This window comes from Haloferax profundi (genome assembly GCF_001469865.1).
GTDB classification, from domain to species: domain Archaea; phylum Halobacteriota; class Halobacteria; order Halobacteriales; family Haloferacaceae; genus Haloferax; species Haloferax profundi.
Map to the genome: position 1 here is coordinate 1 of NZ_LOPV01000703.1, position 14,474 is coordinate 14,474.

A 14,474-nucleotide genomic window follows, 5' to 3' on the forward strand; every position below is an offset into this window, starting at 1 on the left:
CCCCACCGCAGACGGTGACATCCCCGGTTCTGGCGCTGTCATCCACGCCGTCGCCGGTGTCGCTGGCAGAGACCCAGATGCGATTCTCGGGAAACCGTCACCAGTCGCACAGGGAATCGTCCTGGACCGACTCGGACTCCCACCAGAAGACGTTCTCGTCGTCGGCGACAGACTCGACACAGACATCGCGTTCGGCCTCGACGCCGGCATGGGAACCGCGGTCGTTCGAACGGGCGTCACCGACGACGCAGCACTGGCGAACAGCGAGTACGAACCCGACCACGTGCTCGACAGTCTGGGAGACGTCGGTCGGTTGCTCTTCTCTTAATCGGTGAGAGAACACCTCGGAAACGTGGTCGGAATCGACCACGAACCCGCCGCAGTGGGCGCAGACGACTGAACGACACCTCACGCGAAGTAGAATCACGCGTGAGAATGTCTGACAAAGATTTTTAACACCCGAAGCGTAGTGTCTGCCATGGAAGAACCGAACAGCCCATACTTTCCCGAGCAAGTCGACGACGTCGTCGAAGCAGACCCGCAAGATGGCGAGGTCATCATCGTGGAAGGAAAAGCAATGAGTCTTCGGACATACCGACAGCGTCAGGACTAATCAGTCGGGACGCACTGGGCTGTCGAACGCTAACGCTCTTTTTCGGTCGCGAAAAGAAACTGAATAGGAGTTACTTAGAACGCGTCGCCGACGACGGTCACGTCCGCCCGGAGGCCGTCACGGAGTGCCGTGTGGACGTGGCAGATGTCTTCGGCGAGGTCTGCAATCGCTGCGAACTCCTCGTCGGAGAGGTCAGCCTCGACGTACACGTCGAAACTAATCTCCGTGAGGTCGTCGGACTCGTCGAGTTCGGCGTCCGCATCGATTTGAATCTTGCCGAGGTCGTCGAAGCCCGTCTTCTGACCACCGACACGGAAGGCGGGGAGGAAACAGGAGGCGTACGTCGCGACGAGCGTTGCGTTCGGGTTCGGGCCGTCTTCGTCGAGCGCGTCGATTTGGAGGTCGAAGTCGCCGACTTGGCTCGTCGTTGCGAACCCTTCGTCACTGACGGTCGAGGTTTGAATGTCGGACATCCATCGTGGCAGAAGGAATATTCGACCGTAAAAGTTGCTCACTCGGGCGCTCTCGTGCACAAACGACCGTGAACGACCGTGAAAAATGGACGCGACGCGCTATTCGAGCGTGAACGACTCGTCCGCTTCGAGGACGTGTACGTCCGCGTCGCTCCCGACCGCTTTCACTTCGCGTTCGAAGTCACGGATGTCGATTTCGATGGCAGGGAAGGTGTCGTAGTGCATCGGGAACACGTGGTCGACGTCGAGCCAATCGGTGGCGATGGCGGCCTGCCACGGCCCCATAGTGTAGTGGTCGCCGACAGGCAGAGCAGCGGCGTCCGGTTCGAGGTACGGAGCGAATATCTCACGCATGTCCGTCATCAGTCCCGTGTCGCCTGCGTGGTAGAACGTCGTCGAGTCGCTGTCGGACACCTGCGTCGGTTTCGTGTCGCTGACGACGTACCCGCCCGGGACGCCGGCGTCGTACTCGTAACTGGTTCCGAGGCCGTTCGTGTGGTCCGCACGGACCATCGAGACGAACGCGTCACCGAGTTCGACGGTCCCACCGATGTTCATGCCGAGCGTCTCGTCGACGCCCATCTCGGCTTCGACGTAGCCGACGACTTCGGGCGTCCCGACGACAGTCGCGCCGTCGAACTCGCCTGCGTCGGCGATGTGGTCGGCGTGACCGTGGGTGAGGAGGATATAGTCCGGCGTCTCCACGTCGCTCGGGTCGAGAGCAGTGAAGGGGTTGTCGAAGAACGGGTCGATGAGGAGCGATGTGTCTCCGACTGTGACGTACCACGTCGAGTGACCGTGCCAGGTAAGTTCCATAACGTCTCGAAGTTACACACGAAATACACAAAAAGCTATTCGCGTGGGGCGGTCTGGTTGCGTTCCAGTGTCGTCGGTGCCGGTACGGGGGATTACTTTTCAGCCCACAGTCACATTGACTGTGTAATGGCTCCGAGTGACGAGGCATACCGTCAGTCCGGGGGACAACCCGCCGCCCTCGACGAGCGTCGCGGCGGTATCGACGCGTGGCTCGACGCTATCGTCTACTACGGCCTCGGCCAACACCTGCTTCTTGCGCTTCCGATGCTCTGGATTGCGTTTTCGGCCGTCGTCACACCCGTCGCGGTGACGACGAGCGCAATCATCTCGCTGGGCGTCGCGTCGATAACTATCGGTGCGTTCCGAATGGGTGCCATCTCGGTTGGACCGCCGTGGCACCGAATCGACGACAACGAACTGGGCCTCGGACCCGACGCTGGCTATGGCTTTCTGGTCCGACGGGCAGCGTATCTGAACGCGACGTTAGGACTCGGAACGTTCGCCGGGGCCCTCGCCGACACCGGCGGCGGTGGACTGGTCAGTGCACTCCTCGTCGCTGGCGGGTTCGCGTTCGGTGCTATGCTGTCGCTACCGAGTATTCGGGCACTGCCGCGTGCGCAGTCTGTCGTGGTTCGGTCGCTCTACTACGTCGTCAGTCTCGCTGTCGTCGCTGGGACGACGCGCGTCTTAGACCTCTCAGTCGGGATGCCGAGCGCAGCACTCGCCTTCGGAGTCGTCTGCGCCTTCGCCATCTTCGATGTCGGGATGGACCTCCGGTGAGCGGAGGGCTCCCCTGATTTGGTGAGACTGAGGGACGACCCGTCCGCGGAGACGAGCAGAGTAGATACCAACATATATCCGCACAAAGTGTCTGAGACGATACCTATGCCCTTCAAATCGAGTTGTCTCTCTCACTGCGGTACGACAGTCGAAGGAACCTCACCTCGGGAAGTCGGTGTGCGACTGAAAGAACACATGGAAGAGGCACACGACATCCCCGTGGACCCACTCGAAGTGAGTGAGTTCGCAATCGAGTACGAGAGTGCCGATGCCGCGATATGACCACGGTGGCCCGAGAGACGAAGCGAGCGTAAGTCACCGTTCGACGCTCCTTCTGTAAGACCGGACAGACTGCGAAGCACGCACAGACGAGTCTCTCGTTTCGTCCGCCACTCACAGTGGCGACGAGTAGACAGTCATCCCCGTCGAAACGTCGCGGATGGTCACGGAGTGCTGTTCACCACGCTCGTGTCTGTCGGCGGCCCACTGCGCGAACTCGTCGCCAATCGTCCGTTTCTCGAATTCACAGTCCCGGCACTCGATGATGTACGACGAAGACATGTTTCGGCTAGTAGGTTGCACCGGCCATAATATCAATATACTCACACGTAGTCTGTCGTCAGATAATCAGTGGGTCCTGAATCTCCACGCACTACATTGGTGTTCAGCCCCGTCTTCGAGACCTGACGCACCGCCGTCGCGAACGCTGGGATGTAAAGACCTATCACGCCCGAAACAGACTCGTCGCCCATGCACCACGTTCGATTCCGCGACCCGGCAGGCGCAGTCCGAACGGGCGAGTGGCACGGTGACACCGTCTCGTTCGGTGGCGAGACGTACGACCTCGGCGAAGTCGACGTCCTCCCTCCGTGTGACCCGACCAAAATCGTCTGCATCGGTCGCAACTACGCCAAGCACGCCGAAGAGCGCGACGAGGAAGTTCCTGACCGACCACTGCTCTTTCTCAAGCCGCCAAACGCCGTGGCGAGTCATCAGGACACCGTCACCCTCCCGGCGGGGAAAGAGAACGTCGAGCACGAGGCCGAACTGGCAGTCGTCATCGGTAAGCAGTGCCGAAACGTCGCTGTCGAAGACGCCGAGTCGGTCATCGCGGGGTATACCATCATGAACGACGTGTCGAACCGCGACGACCAGGATATCGAGTCGAATTGGGTCCGCGGCAAAGCCTTCGACGGCGCGGCACCACTCGGCCCAGTCCTCGCCGACCCGGAACACCTCCCCGAAGACGCGAACATCACCCTCAGGGTCAACGGCGAAACCCGGCAGGACTCCAGTATCGAGCACCTCATCTTCTCCATCCCGGAACTCGTCGCCGAGATTACGACCTACGTGACGCTCGAACCCGGCGACGTCATCTCGACTGGGACCCCCGAAGGCGTCGGCCCACTCGTCGACGGCGACCACGTCGAAGTCGAAATCGAAGGCGTCGGCGTCCTCGAACACGACGTGCGACAGGACTGAGCGGAGATACCCACCTCTCGACGCGAGACCATCGACAGAGGGCAAGCCATAAGTTTAGGCTGGCCTAATCCCCGCCGAATGCGACTGACTCGACGGGACGCACTCACAGTTCTCGCCGGTCTCGGTATCGGCGGCGGTGGAGCAGTCGCCGTCGACCGATTCGACCCGCCGACGGCGGAGCGACAGCCCACTGGAGTGGGCGACGATGGAGACTTCTCGACCGACGTTCTGCCGACGATGGTCGCCGCAGCAGCAGTCGTCTATCCGAGTGAGGCGACTGGTGTGTCAGAGTTCGTCGAGACGTACGTCCTCGGACGGACGACCGAGGAAGACCGCACCGAAGCGATGCGAGCGGCCGTCACTGAACTCGACAGCGTGGCCCGCGATTGGTACGACGTCCCGTTTTCTGACCTATCGACCGAAGAGCGTGATTCACTGCTGCGTGAACTCGGCGTCGACACTGCCGACCCCGTTCCGGACGGCACCATCTCCGAGCGAATCCGATTCCACGTCGTGAACGAACTCCTCTACGCCTTCTACGCGTCACCGACTGGCGGCCGACTCGTCGGCATCGAGAACCCAATCGGGCACCCCGGCGGGGTGGAGAGTTACCAGCGAGAGACGATGGAGACACCAGCGACCGAAGAGGGTCGAGAAGATGAGTGACGCCGCCGAGACTGACCGCACACCCGTCGAAGACGCCGACCTCTGTATCGTCGGTGCAGGACCAGCGGGAGGTATCGTCGCGCATCGACTGGCAGCGACAGGCGCGCGTGTCGTCGTCCTCGAAGCAGGCCCCAGATTCGACGGCGACAGACGGGACCAACTGGACCGACACGTCCGCCCTGGCCTCGGCGACCCCTGGGAGATGGGTGGCCCCCGCGACGAGTTCACGTCGTCGGGTGGGTCGTTCTACCCGCTGAACGCCTCCCGCGTGAAAGGGGTCGGTGGGTCGACGCTTCACTGGCAAGGGATGGTCATGCGACTCCACGAACGCGACTTCGAACTCGCCTCGCGCCACGGCGTCGGCGTCGATTGGCCCATCTCGTACGACGACCTGAAACCCCACTACGCTGCTGCAGAACGCGAACTGGGCGTCGCAGGTGCGGTCGACAATCCGTACGCACCGCCGCGTGACGAACCGTATCCACTGCCTGCGTTCCCACCTTCGCACTCGGACTCCATCTTCGCCGAGGCGTGCGAACGACTCGGCATCGACATGCACTCCGTCCCCAACGCCCGCAATTCGGAACCGTACGACGGGCGCTCGTCGTGTGTCGGGTACGGAACCTGCAAACCGGTCTGTCCGTCGGGCGCGAAGTACACCGCCGAGTCGCACGTCGAGAAGGCCGAGTCGGCCGGTGCACACGTCATCGACCACGCTCGCGTCCGACGCCTCGAACACGACGAGTCGGGTGAACGCGTCGTGGCCGCGAGGTACACCACTCCCGACGGAGAGACCCACCGACAGGAGGCAGACCAGTTCGTCCTCGCCTGCGGTGGCGTCGAGAACGTTCGATTGCTCCTGCTCTCGGCGTCTGCCGCGTATCCCGACGGCCTCGCCAACTCGTCGGGAGTGGTCGGGCGATACTTCATGGACCACCTCTTCGCCGGGATGGGTGGCCGCCTCGACAGGCCGACCAGACAGAACCACGTCGGGTTCAACACCAGCGAGACACACCAGTTCTACGACGACACCGACCCCGTCAACGGTCTCAAACTGGAATTTCTGAACTACGCTGGTCCCTCGCCGGTCGTCGACGCCCTCCACGCCGACACCTGGGGCGACGAGTTACGGACACAGTTGGCGGACGCTTACGGGACACACATCGCGATGGGCGCGTTGGTCGAACAACTTCCACGCGAGGACAACTACGTCACGCTCGATTCGGAGACGACGGACGATTTGGGCGACCCGGTCCCGGAAGTCCACTGGGCAGTCGACGACGAGACGAAGGCGGCACTCACTCGCGCGAACGAGATACAGGCGTCGGTACTGGACGAACTCGGTGTCGATATCGACTGGACCGTCGGCCCGGAGAACACCGGCCCGGCGTTTCACCACATGGGGACGACGCGAATGGGCGACGACCCGGATTCGAGCGTCGTCGACGCCGAGTGCCGGACACACGACCTGCAAAACCTCTGGATTGCCGGGTCGAGTGTCTTCCCGACTGGCGGGGCGATGAATCCGACGCTCACCATCGCGGCGTTGTCGGTCCGAATCGCCGAATCGCTCCAGCAGCGCATCGAGTAACCAGATTCAGTTTCCCATCGGTTCGAACGATACTGGGAAAATTTACCACCTCGCAGACGAACCCACGAACCGATGCTGCGGCGTCGATACCTCCAGACGGTCGGGACGACCGGTGTCATCGCTACTGCTGGGTGTCTCGGTGGGGGTTCCACCAGTGACGCAGGAGACGGTGTGAACGATGCTGGGGGTCGCTCGGGGGCAGTCGACCCGACCGAAGACGACCCCGCCGCGGACGACCTCGTCCTCGCGACGGCGACGACTGCCTACGACACCGGGTTGCTCGACGCCCTCCACGAGGGGTTCTCGGCCCGATTCGGCGTCCGGGTCAAGACGCTGGTTCAGGGAACCGGCGCAGCACTCAGAACCGCGGCAGACGGTGACGCCGACGTGGTCATCACACACGCGCGGAGCGCCGAAGACGAGTTCCTCCGCGCCGGCCACGGTATCAACCGGCGGGACCTGATGCACAACGACTTCCTCGTCGTCGGCCCCAGCGACGACCCGGCCGGAATCGAGTCCGTCGGGAACGACCCCATCGGTGCGTTTCGGGCCATCTCCGAATCCGACGCGCTGTTTCTCTCCCGCGGCGATGACTCGGGGACGCACCGCAAAGAACAGACGCTGTGGGACGAAGCGGGAGTCGCCCCGACAGGCCGGTGGTATCAGGCCACTGGTGACGGGATGGGCGATACACTCCGACAGGCCAGTCGACGCGGTGCGTACACACTCGTCGATAGGGGTACCTACAGTGTAGTGACCGATTCGTCGTCGCTCGTCGCATTCGTCGAGGGTCCACTCGGTGGCGGACCAGACGTCCTCCGGAACGACTACGCCGTCATCGCGACGAACCCGGCGAGACACGACGTGAACTACGCGCTCGCGATGGCGTACATTGGCTACCTCACGGGGACAGAAGGCCAACAGATAATCCACGACTTCGGCGACTCGACGCTGTTCGTCCCGGACGCACTGGCCGAGAATCCACCGTCTAAGCAGTATCTCCCCGCCACGACCGGCGGCGACTGACCCCAGAGGCCACGGTGGGAACGGTGTGCAGAGACCGGCAGCGTCGACCCAGAGTACGCACCCTTAAGAACCGCGACCCGCATCCTTCGACCATGCAACCACGGGACCTCTCCGCGCACGCTCCCTACGTACCCGGCCGCGGGACAGAGGAGGTCGCCCGCGAACTCGGGTTGGACCCCGAGGAATTGACGAAACTCTCCTCGAACGAGAACCCCCACGGTCCGAGTCCGAAGGCCGTCGCGGCCATCGAAGACGCCGCGCCGACGGTGAGCGTCTACCCGAAGACGGCACACACCGACCTGACCGAGAGACTCGCAGACAAGTGGAACCTCGACCCCGAACAGGTGTGGGTCTCTCCCGGTGCCGACGGGTCTATCGACTATCTGAGTCGCGCGATGCTCGAACCCAGCGACACCATCCTCGAACCGTCGCCCGGGTTCTCGTACTACTCGATGAGCGCTCGCTACCACCACGGCGACGCCGTCCAGTACGAGGTATCGAAAGCCGACGATTTCGAGCAAACTGCCGAGGCGGTTCTCGACGCCTACGACGGCGAACGCATGGTCTACCTGACCACGCCGCACAACCCCTCCGGCTCTGTCCTCCCCCGAGACGAACTCGTCGAACTGGCCGAGTCCGTCGAAGACCACACGCTCCTCGTCGTCGACGAGGCGTACGGTGAGTTCGCCGACGAACCGTCGGCAATCGACCTGCTCTCGGAGTACGACAACCTCGCTGTCTTGCGCACCTTCTCGAAAGCCTACGGTCTCGCAGGCCTCCGAATCGGATACGCCTGCGTCCCCGAAGCATGGGCCGACGCCTACGCCCGCGTGAACACGCCCTTCGCCGCGAGCGAAGTCGCCTGCCGCGCCGCCCTCGCCGCCCTCGACGACCCTGACCACGTCGAGAAGTCGGTCGAGTCCGCGAAATGGGCCCGCGAGTACCTCTGCGACGAACTCGACGTGCCGACGTGGGAGAGCGCCGGCAACTTCGTCCTCGCGGAAGTCGGCGACGCAACCGCTGTCTCCGAGGCCGCACAACGAGAGGGTGTCATCGTCCGCGACTGCGGGAGTTTCGGCCTCCCCGAGTGCATCCGCATCTCCTGCGGCACAGAAGCACAGACGAAACGCGCCGTCGACGTCCTCAACCGAGTCGTCTCGGAGGTGCCGACGGCGTGAAACTCGTCGTCACCGGGACGCCCGGAACCGGAAAGACGACGGCGGCAGACCTCGTCGCCGACGAACTCGACCAGCGCGTCGTCCATCTCAACCAACTCGTGAAAGACGAGGGACTCTGGACCGAACGCGACGAGGCCCGAGACACACTCGTCGTGGACCTCGACGCAGTCCGTGACCAACTCGGCGACTGGGACGGTATCGTCGAGAGCCACCTCGCCCACCACCTCAACGCCGACCGGATTGTCGTCCTCCGCTGTCGGCCTGACGTCCTCGAAGAGCGACTCGTCGAACGCGGCGAGGCCGAAGCGAAGGCACGCGAGAACCGGGAGTCGGAAGCCTTGGACGTCGTCCTCGGCGAAGCGGTCGAGTTCCACGGCGAAGATGCCGTCTACGAGATAGATACGACCGACCGCGACCCGCAGGCAGTGGCCGACGAAATCGTGGCCGTCGCCGAGGGTGAGCGCGAACCGTCCGCAGGAACCGTCGACTTCATCGAATACCTATGACGCTGGACCAATATCGCGACACGGCGGACAAACTCCTCGCACCGTTCGTCTCGGCGGCCGATACCGCAGGACTCTCACCGAACGGCGTCAGCGTCATCGCGTTCGCCTTCGCCGTCGCGGCGGGCGTCGCCTTCGGTATCGCCGACCCGTTGTGGTACGGCCTCGGTGCCGTCTTCGTCTTCCTCAACGGCTGGTTAGACCTCGTCGACGGCGCTCTCGCCCGCGAGCAGGGCGTCTCGTCGAAGGCCGGCGACATGCTCGACCACGTGCTGGACCGCTACGCCGACATCGTCGTCCTCGTCGGCCTCGCCGCCGGTATCGACTCGTTCGCTCTCGGCCTCGCGGCCGTCACCGGCGTCCTCATGACCTCGTATCTCGGGACGCAGATTCAGGCGGTCGGACTCGGCCGCGCATACGGCGGACTCGTCGGCCGTGCCGACCGACTCGCACTCATTGGCATCGTCGGCCTCGCGTCGGCAGTGTACACTGGAACCATCGGCGGGTTCACGCTCGCCGGGTGGTTGCTCGTCTTCTTCGCCATCATCGGCCACTTCACCGCACTCCAGCGATTCTGGGGCGCGTGGAGCGACCTGACGTAGAAACAACTATTTGCTGACAGGACAGGCGGTATCGTGTGCCCTCCATCGTTCCGACGCCGTCCGAAGCGGCGTTCGTGTTCGTCCCTCTCGTGGTTCTCGTCGCGACGTCGCTGTGGATTTCACAGAACGCCGCCGCTCGCGGACACCGGTTTCCGAACCTGCTCGGCGCAATTCTCGCGTTCGTCCCCGTCGGTGTGGTCGCCTATCTCCTCGTGTTCGTGACCAACAATCCCCGACGGCGTCCGCCAACCACGACAGAGCGATGGGCACTCACCGTCTTGCTGGCAGGCGCTGGGTCGTTCCTCGTCGGTTCCGTCGGGCTTCCACCCGACCCGTCGTCTCAGGGGTTCTGGTTCGTCGTCACGTACGTCGCACTCCTGCCGCTTTCGCATCTCGTCGTCTACCGCCGGGGGTATCGACGCGTGACGCGGCCAGTCGCCCGACGCGTGGCCACCCTCCGTAGTCACGAGTAAATCGAACGACAAAGCCGCGTTCGACCCGCTGACACCGGCCGGTGGCGTGCCTTTTATACGCGGCGGGACGGTACGTGAGTGTATGCCTCAGTGCGAGATGTGTGGCTCCGACCAAGCCTCTCTGAAGACTGTGAAGGTCGAAGGCGCAGAACTACAGTTGTGTGACGACTGCGCCCAGTTCGGCACGGAGGTCCGCACCGAGTCGACTTCCAGCGCGAGCACGAAGTACTCTACCTCCTCGTCGAGTGGGAAGGCGTCTCGCTCGTCTGGGTCGTCGTCTTCGTCCTCGTCGAAGAAGCGCCGCCGCCGCGACATGTTCGACGACATGGACGAGATTGCCACCGACTACGACTCCCGTATTCGGCAGGCGCGCGAGTCGCGCGGCATGAGTCAAGAAGAACTCGCCAAGTCGCTCAACGAGAAGGCGAGTCTCATCCGCAAACTCGAACGCGGCGACATCATGCCTCCGGACAGCGTCCGGAAGAAACTCGAACGCAAACTCGACATCTCGCTGGTCGAGGGTGCGAGCGACGACGACTCCGAGTGGTCTGGTGGCGGCAGCACCAAGACGACGCTCGGCGACGTGGTCAAGCGCAAAGACTGACGACCGACGAGCACCGACTCGGCGCGACCCCGCTGGACCCGATTCGGCGTGACTCCGCCGGGACGTTCATCAGGATTATTCACCCGCGAGACGCCGTCTCGTGGCAATCGCGGCCCCGAAAACCAATTTATTAGTCTCGTCGGACGCGACTTCTCTTGTGTTCATCCTAGTCAACCTCAAGGCGTACCCGTGCGACCCCATCGAAGTAGCGACCGCCGCGCGCGACGTCGCCGAAGAGTCCGGCGTCCGCATCGCAGTGTCGCCGCAGGCGGCCGATATCTCCCGCGTCGCCGACACTGGCGTCGAGACGTGGGCGCAACACGTCGACCCGAACGACTACGGGAGTCACACCGGCAGCACACTCGCCGAGGCAGTCGCCGAGGCCGGTGCCGTCGGCACGCTCATCAACCACTCTGAGAAGCGGATGAAACTCGCCGACATCGACGGGTCCGTTCAGGCCGCCGAACGCGCTGGGCTGGAGACCTGTGTCTGTGCGAACAACCCCGCGCAAATCGGTGCCGTCTCGGCGCTCGGACCTGACTCGGTCGCCGTCGAACCGCCGGAACTCATCGGTGGCGACGTCTCCGTCGCAACCGCCGACCCCGGTATCGTCACCGACGCCGTCGACTCTGCGGCCAACGTCGACGAAGACGTGGACGTGTACTGCGGTGCCGGTATCTCCACCGGTGACGACGTCGTGACCGCAGAAGAACTCGGTGCGTCCGGCATCCTCCTCGCGTCCGGCGTCGCCAAGGCCGACGACCCGCGCGCAGCCCTCGAAGACCTCGTCTCGGGCCTGTAAGAACCGCGAAAAAGCGATTGTTCTGCCGGTGACTACTCGTCGCCGGCGTCCTCTGTTTCGTCGTCGACGAACGAGTTCTCGATAGCGGCGACTGTCTCGGCGAGTTCTTCGGCGTCCAAGAGGTCTGCGTACTCGTCGCTGACGAGGTCAGGCAGGGCGTACTCGTACTGCCCACGGCCTGCGTGGCGGATGAACCCTGCCCGGCGAAGCGACCGATTACGGCCGTACGCGAGGTGTTGGTCCCCCGTCTCGCCCGCCGCGACGTGTGCTGCGAGAGGGTCGGAGATACCGCGTTCGCGGTAGTGTTCGAGCATTCCGTGGTGAACCTCGCCGAGGGCGTTCACGATGGCAGTCATCCGGTCGACTACGTCGCGTCTGTTCTCGGCACCCGGTGCCGGTTGCAGGTCGGCGGGTTCGAAGTCGCCCATGTTGGCCGCTGCTTCCCACGCGTCCTCGTCTCCGGTGTCGGCATCGGTGTCTCCGGTCGGCACGTCGAACCCGTGAGTGGGCCACGGCGGACCGTCCGGCGCTTCGAGTGGTGGACGCGGGTGAGGTGAGATATCCTCGTCGTTGGCGGCGACGGCCCGCGCGACTTCGTCGGGAGTCGCGTCCGTGGTCGATTCGCCGTCTTCGTCGCCTGCTGCACTCGCGGTCGGTGCCTCATCGTCTGCCGCGCCGTACTCGCCGAGTGCCGCCTGCTTCTCTTCGGGTCGATTGAGGTTTCGACCCTCTCCGCCACGATAGGGTGCTTCGGCTTTCTGGAACATCGCCTGCGCGAACTGGTCGGCCATCCGCGAGAGGTCACGTGCCTCTTCGAGTTCGCGTTCGAGGTGACGAATCTTGGCTTCCTTCTTCTCGATTTGTTGGCGCAGGTCGGCGATTTCGCTCTCGCGGCGCTCTTTTTCGTCTGAAATCTCTTTGAGGTCCGAGACGAGGTTGCCGTCGACGGATTTCAGGTCGGGGCGTTCGAAGTCGTCGAGGCCGGGCGTCGCCCCCGCGTCGAACGTCTGCTTCTTGTGGAACTGCACGCGCCGGATGGACTCGGACCAGTCGGTGACGAGGAATCCCTCGCCGTTGCCCATGTCTTCGATGGCGTCGGCGTACTCGGACCCAAGAATCCTGCCGACGACTTTCGTGTCGTTTCGCCACGTGAGGCGGTGCCAGACCAGCCAATCGCACTGCGTGATGAAGTCTTTCTTGACGTCTGCCGGGCGTTGCGAGATGCCGACGACGCCGAGGCCGTGTTTCCGCCCGCGCTTGCCGATTTTGATGAGCATCTTGCCCGCTTCGTCCATCCCGCCTTTCTCCGGGATGTACTCGTGGCACTCTTCGATGAGCATCAAGAACGGCTTCTTGAGTTTCTTCTCCTTGGCGAAGAGGTGTTTCGCGACTTCCGTCACCAACTCGTCTGCCGCCGCGTCGTCGAGGTAGCCCGACACGTCGAGGATAATCGGGACGTTCTGTTCGAGGGCGAGCGTGGCGAGTCGTTCGGCGTGTTCGGGGCTGACCTGAATGTCGCACTCCTCGTCTGCGCCCGCGTGGAGGAGTTCGAACTCCTGTTTGAGGCCGTAGTACTCGCCGTCGGTGTCGACGATGAGCACCGGGAAGTTCGACGACAACAGGTTCTCTATCATCACCGACGCCGTGTTCGACTTGCCGGACCCGGACTTACCCGTGATGAACCCCCGTCCGGTGAGAATGTCGACGACTGGCAGTTCGACAGTCGTCCCCGGGTCTTCTGTGCCCACTCCCCCTGGTCCGTCACTGATTTCGGCAACCGAGATGGTTTCCGTGTCCGAATCCGTCATCCGGTTTTGACGACTGGCGCGGGGGTCATAGTTCCTCCCCTCCGGGGCAACCACCCCGAGTCGAGAACGAGGTGGGTGGCGCGCGGTTCGAAGTCGTCACGGGAAGTGGACTCGACCTGCCGAGTAATCCTTAGTCGAACTCCACGAGCGATGACTGGCCGCGCCGCTTTCGCCGTCTCGCAGACGACTGGTCGTCGCCGGTCGAGGACTCGTCTGCATCTCCGTCAGTCCGCTCCGACGACGACGACACGCCATCGGTGGACTTCCAGCCGTCCAGACTCGACTGGTCGGCCGACGAAAACGAGAGGTTCGAGACGCGAACGCCGAGTTTTCGGACCGTCTCGTCGGCGAACTCCGCGTCGAGCAAGTCGAGTGCGACCGATTCGACGAGGTCGGGGTCGTCGACGGGTCCGGGGAGTGACCGCGCTCTGGTGTTGATGTCGAACGGCGGGACGACGACTTTGATACCGATGGTTCGGTACATCGCCCCGCGTGACTGCGCTCGGTCTGCCACGTCGGCGGCGAGGGCACGAACGACCTCTCGTTTGGCTTCCATCTCGGCGGTCGGGTCGGTGAACGCAGATTCTCTGGAGAGACTCTTCGGTCGGCCCGTCGGGGTGACGCGCCTGTCGTCGTATCCTCGTGCTCGTTCGTGGAGTTCGCGCCCGCGTGACCCGAAGTTCGATTCGAGGGTCTTTGGGTCGGCATCGGCCAAGTCGCCCGCCGTCTCGATGTCCAACCTCGCCAACTCGCGGGCCGTGACGGGGCCGACGCCGTGGACCTCTTCGACCGGAATCGGCGCGAGGAACGACTGCACCTCGCCCGGTCTGACGACGACGAGGCCATCTGGTTTGTCGAAGTCGGAGGCGATTTTCGCGGTAGACATGTTCGGTGCGACACCGATAGACGCCTCGACGCCTATCTCGCGGGCGATGCGCTGTTTGACGTAGCGAGCGTAGCCTTCGGCGAGTGTTCTGTCGCCCGTGGGGGCCACGTCCCACGCGGTTCGGTCGGTCACGTCGAGGTACGCCTCGTCGATGCTCACCTCGCGGACCAC

General features: G+C 63.6%; 19 protein-coding genes. 14 read left to right on the forward strand and 5 right to left on the reverse strand.

The features are described from left to right. Both AUR66_RS19265 and AUR66_RS23115 read left to right on the forward strand, forming a co-directional pair. Positions 1-328: HAD hydrolase-like protein (locus tag AUR66_RS19265; protein WP_157533254.1), on the forward strand; the 328-nt coding region annotated here is incomplete at its 5' end. Between the two features lie 150 nt (positions 329-478). Next, on the forward strand, positions 479-613 hold the full coding sequence (locus AUR66_RS23115; RefSeq protein ID WP_269432626.1) for a hypothetical protein: 135 nt from the start codon (positions 479-481) through the stop codon (positions 611-613). Between the two features lie 74 nt (positions 614-687). Here AUR66_RS23115 and AUR66_RS19270 read toward each other — a convergent pair whose 3' ends face one another. Then, positions 688-1,086, reverse strand: a complete 399-nt coding sequence (locus AUR66_RS19270; protein WP_058573726.1) for an OsmC family protein — start codon at positions 1,084-1,086, stop codon at positions 688-690. A 99-nt stretch (positions 1,087-1,185) separates the two neighbouring features. Then, positions 1,186-1,902, reverse strand: a complete 717-nt coding sequence (locus tag AUR66_RS19275) for a metal-dependent hydrolase (RefSeq protein WP_058573727.1) — start codon at positions 1,900-1,902, stop codon at positions 1,186-1,188. A gap of 126 nt (positions 1,903-2,028) precedes the next feature. On the opposite strand from AUR66_RS19275, the gene AUR66_RS23025 reads away from it, so the two are divergent. Both AUR66_RS23025 and AUR66_RS20965 read left to right on the forward strand, forming a co-directional pair. Beyond that, positions 2,029-2,682, forward strand: a complete 654-nt coding sequence (locus AUR66_RS23025) for a hypothetical protein (RefSeq protein WP_058573728.1) — start codon at positions 2,029-2,031, stop codon at positions 2,680-2,682. A 105-nt stretch (positions 2,683-2,787) separates the two neighbouring features. Continuing rightward, positions 2,788-2,964: a DUF1059 domain-containing protein gene (locus AUR66_RS20965; RefSeq protein WP_082682296.1), complete on the forward strand. Its 177-nt coding sequence runs from the start codon at positions 2,788-2,790 to the stop codon at positions 2,962-2,964. Positions 2,965-3,075: 111 nt separating this feature from the next. Here the strand turns inward: AUR66_RS20965 and AUR66_RS21565 are convergent, their stop codons facing one another. Beyond that, positions 3,076-3,243: a hypothetical protein gene (locus AUR66_RS21565; protein WP_157533255.1), complete on the reverse strand. Its 168-nt coding sequence runs from the start codon at positions 3,241-3,243 to the stop codon at positions 3,076-3,078. A gap of 189 nt (positions 3,244-3,432) precedes the next feature. On the opposite strand from AUR66_RS21565, the gene AUR66_RS19285 reads away from it, so the two are divergent. The 10 genes from AUR66_RS19285 (at position 3,433) to tpiA (ending at position 11,609) form a co-directional block, all read left to right on the forward strand. Continuing rightward, positions 3,433-4,164: a fumarylacetoacetate hydrolase family protein gene (locus AUR66_RS19285; protein WP_058573729.1), complete on the forward strand. Its 732-nt coding sequence runs from the start codon at positions 3,433-3,435 to the stop codon at positions 4,162-4,164. Positions 4,165-4,242: 78 nt separating this feature from the next. Continuing rightward, complete coding sequence (locus AUR66_RS19290; RefSeq protein WP_058573730.1) at positions 4,243-4,830, forward strand: gluconate 2-dehydrogenase subunit 3 family protein; 588 nt, start codon at positions 4,243-4,245, stop codon at positions 4,828-4,830. Next, the gene (locus tag AUR66_RS19295; RefSeq protein ID WP_058573731.1) at positions 4,823-6,421 is read left to right on the forward strand and encodes a GMC family oxidoreductase; all 1,599 of its coding nucleotides are present in this window, start codon (positions 4,823-4,825) and stop codon (positions 6,419-6,421) included. Before AUR66_RS19290 ends, AUR66_RS19295 begins: the two co-directional genes overlap by 8 nt. 72 nt (positions 6,422-6,493) lie before the next feature. Further along, positions 6,494-7,447, forward strand: coding sequence for a substrate-binding domain-containing protein (locus AUR66_RS19300; protein WP_058573732.1), 954 nt, complete (start codon positions 6,494-6,496; stop codon positions 7,445-7,447). A 92-nt stretch (positions 7,448-7,539) separates the two neighbouring features. Then, entirely contained in the window at positions 7,540-8,625 is a 1,086-nt protein-coding gene (gene hisC / locus AUR66_RS19305) for a histidinol-phosphate transaminase (protein ID WP_058573733.1), read from the forward strand. After that, complete coding sequence (locus AUR66_RS19310) at positions 8,622-9,131, forward strand: adenylate kinase family protein (protein ID WP_058573734.1); 510 nt, start codon at positions 8,622-8,624, stop codon at positions 9,129-9,131. Before hisC ends, AUR66_RS19310 begins: the two co-directional genes overlap by 4 nt. Next, positions 9,128-9,730, forward strand: a complete 603-nt coding sequence (locus tag AUR66_RS19315; protein WP_058573735.1) for a CDP-alcohol phosphatidyltransferase family protein — start codon at positions 9,128-9,130, stop codon at positions 9,728-9,730. Before AUR66_RS19310 ends, AUR66_RS19315 begins: the two co-directional genes overlap by 4 nt. Positions 9,731-9,765: 35 nt before the next feature. Then, positions 9,766-10,203, forward strand: coding sequence for a hypothetical protein (locus AUR66_RS19320; protein WP_058573736.1), 438 nt, complete (start codon positions 9,766-9,768; stop codon positions 10,201-10,203). Positions 10,204-10,285: 82 nt separating this feature from the next. Beyond that, on the forward strand, positions 10,286-10,807 hold the full coding sequence (locus AUR66_RS20970; protein WP_082682297.1) for a multiprotein bridging factor aMBF1: 522 nt from the start codon (positions 10,286-10,288) through the stop codon (positions 10,805-10,807). Positions 10,808-10,964: 157 nt separating this feature from the next. Further along, positions 10,965-11,609, forward strand: coding sequence for a triose-phosphate isomerase (gene tpiA / locus AUR66_RS19335; protein ID WP_058573739.1), 645 nt, complete (start codon positions 10,965-10,967; stop codon positions 11,607-11,609). 32 nt (positions 11,610-11,641) lie between these two features. Here tpiA and AUR66_RS19340 read toward each other — a convergent pair whose 3' ends face one another. Together AUR66_RS19340 and AUR66_RS19345 are read right to left on the reverse strand one after the other, a co-directional pair. Further along, complete coding sequence (locus tag AUR66_RS19340; RefSeq protein WP_058573740.1) at positions 11,642-13,417, reverse strand: ATP-binding protein; 1,776 nt, start codon at positions 13,415-13,417, stop codon at positions 11,642-11,644. Positions 13,418-13,547: 130 nt separating this feature from the next. Continuing rightward, the coding region (locus AUR66_RS19345; RefSeq protein WP_058573741.1) for a DNA polymerase Y family protein at positions 13,548-14,474 on the reverse strand (927 nt) is incomplete at its 5' end.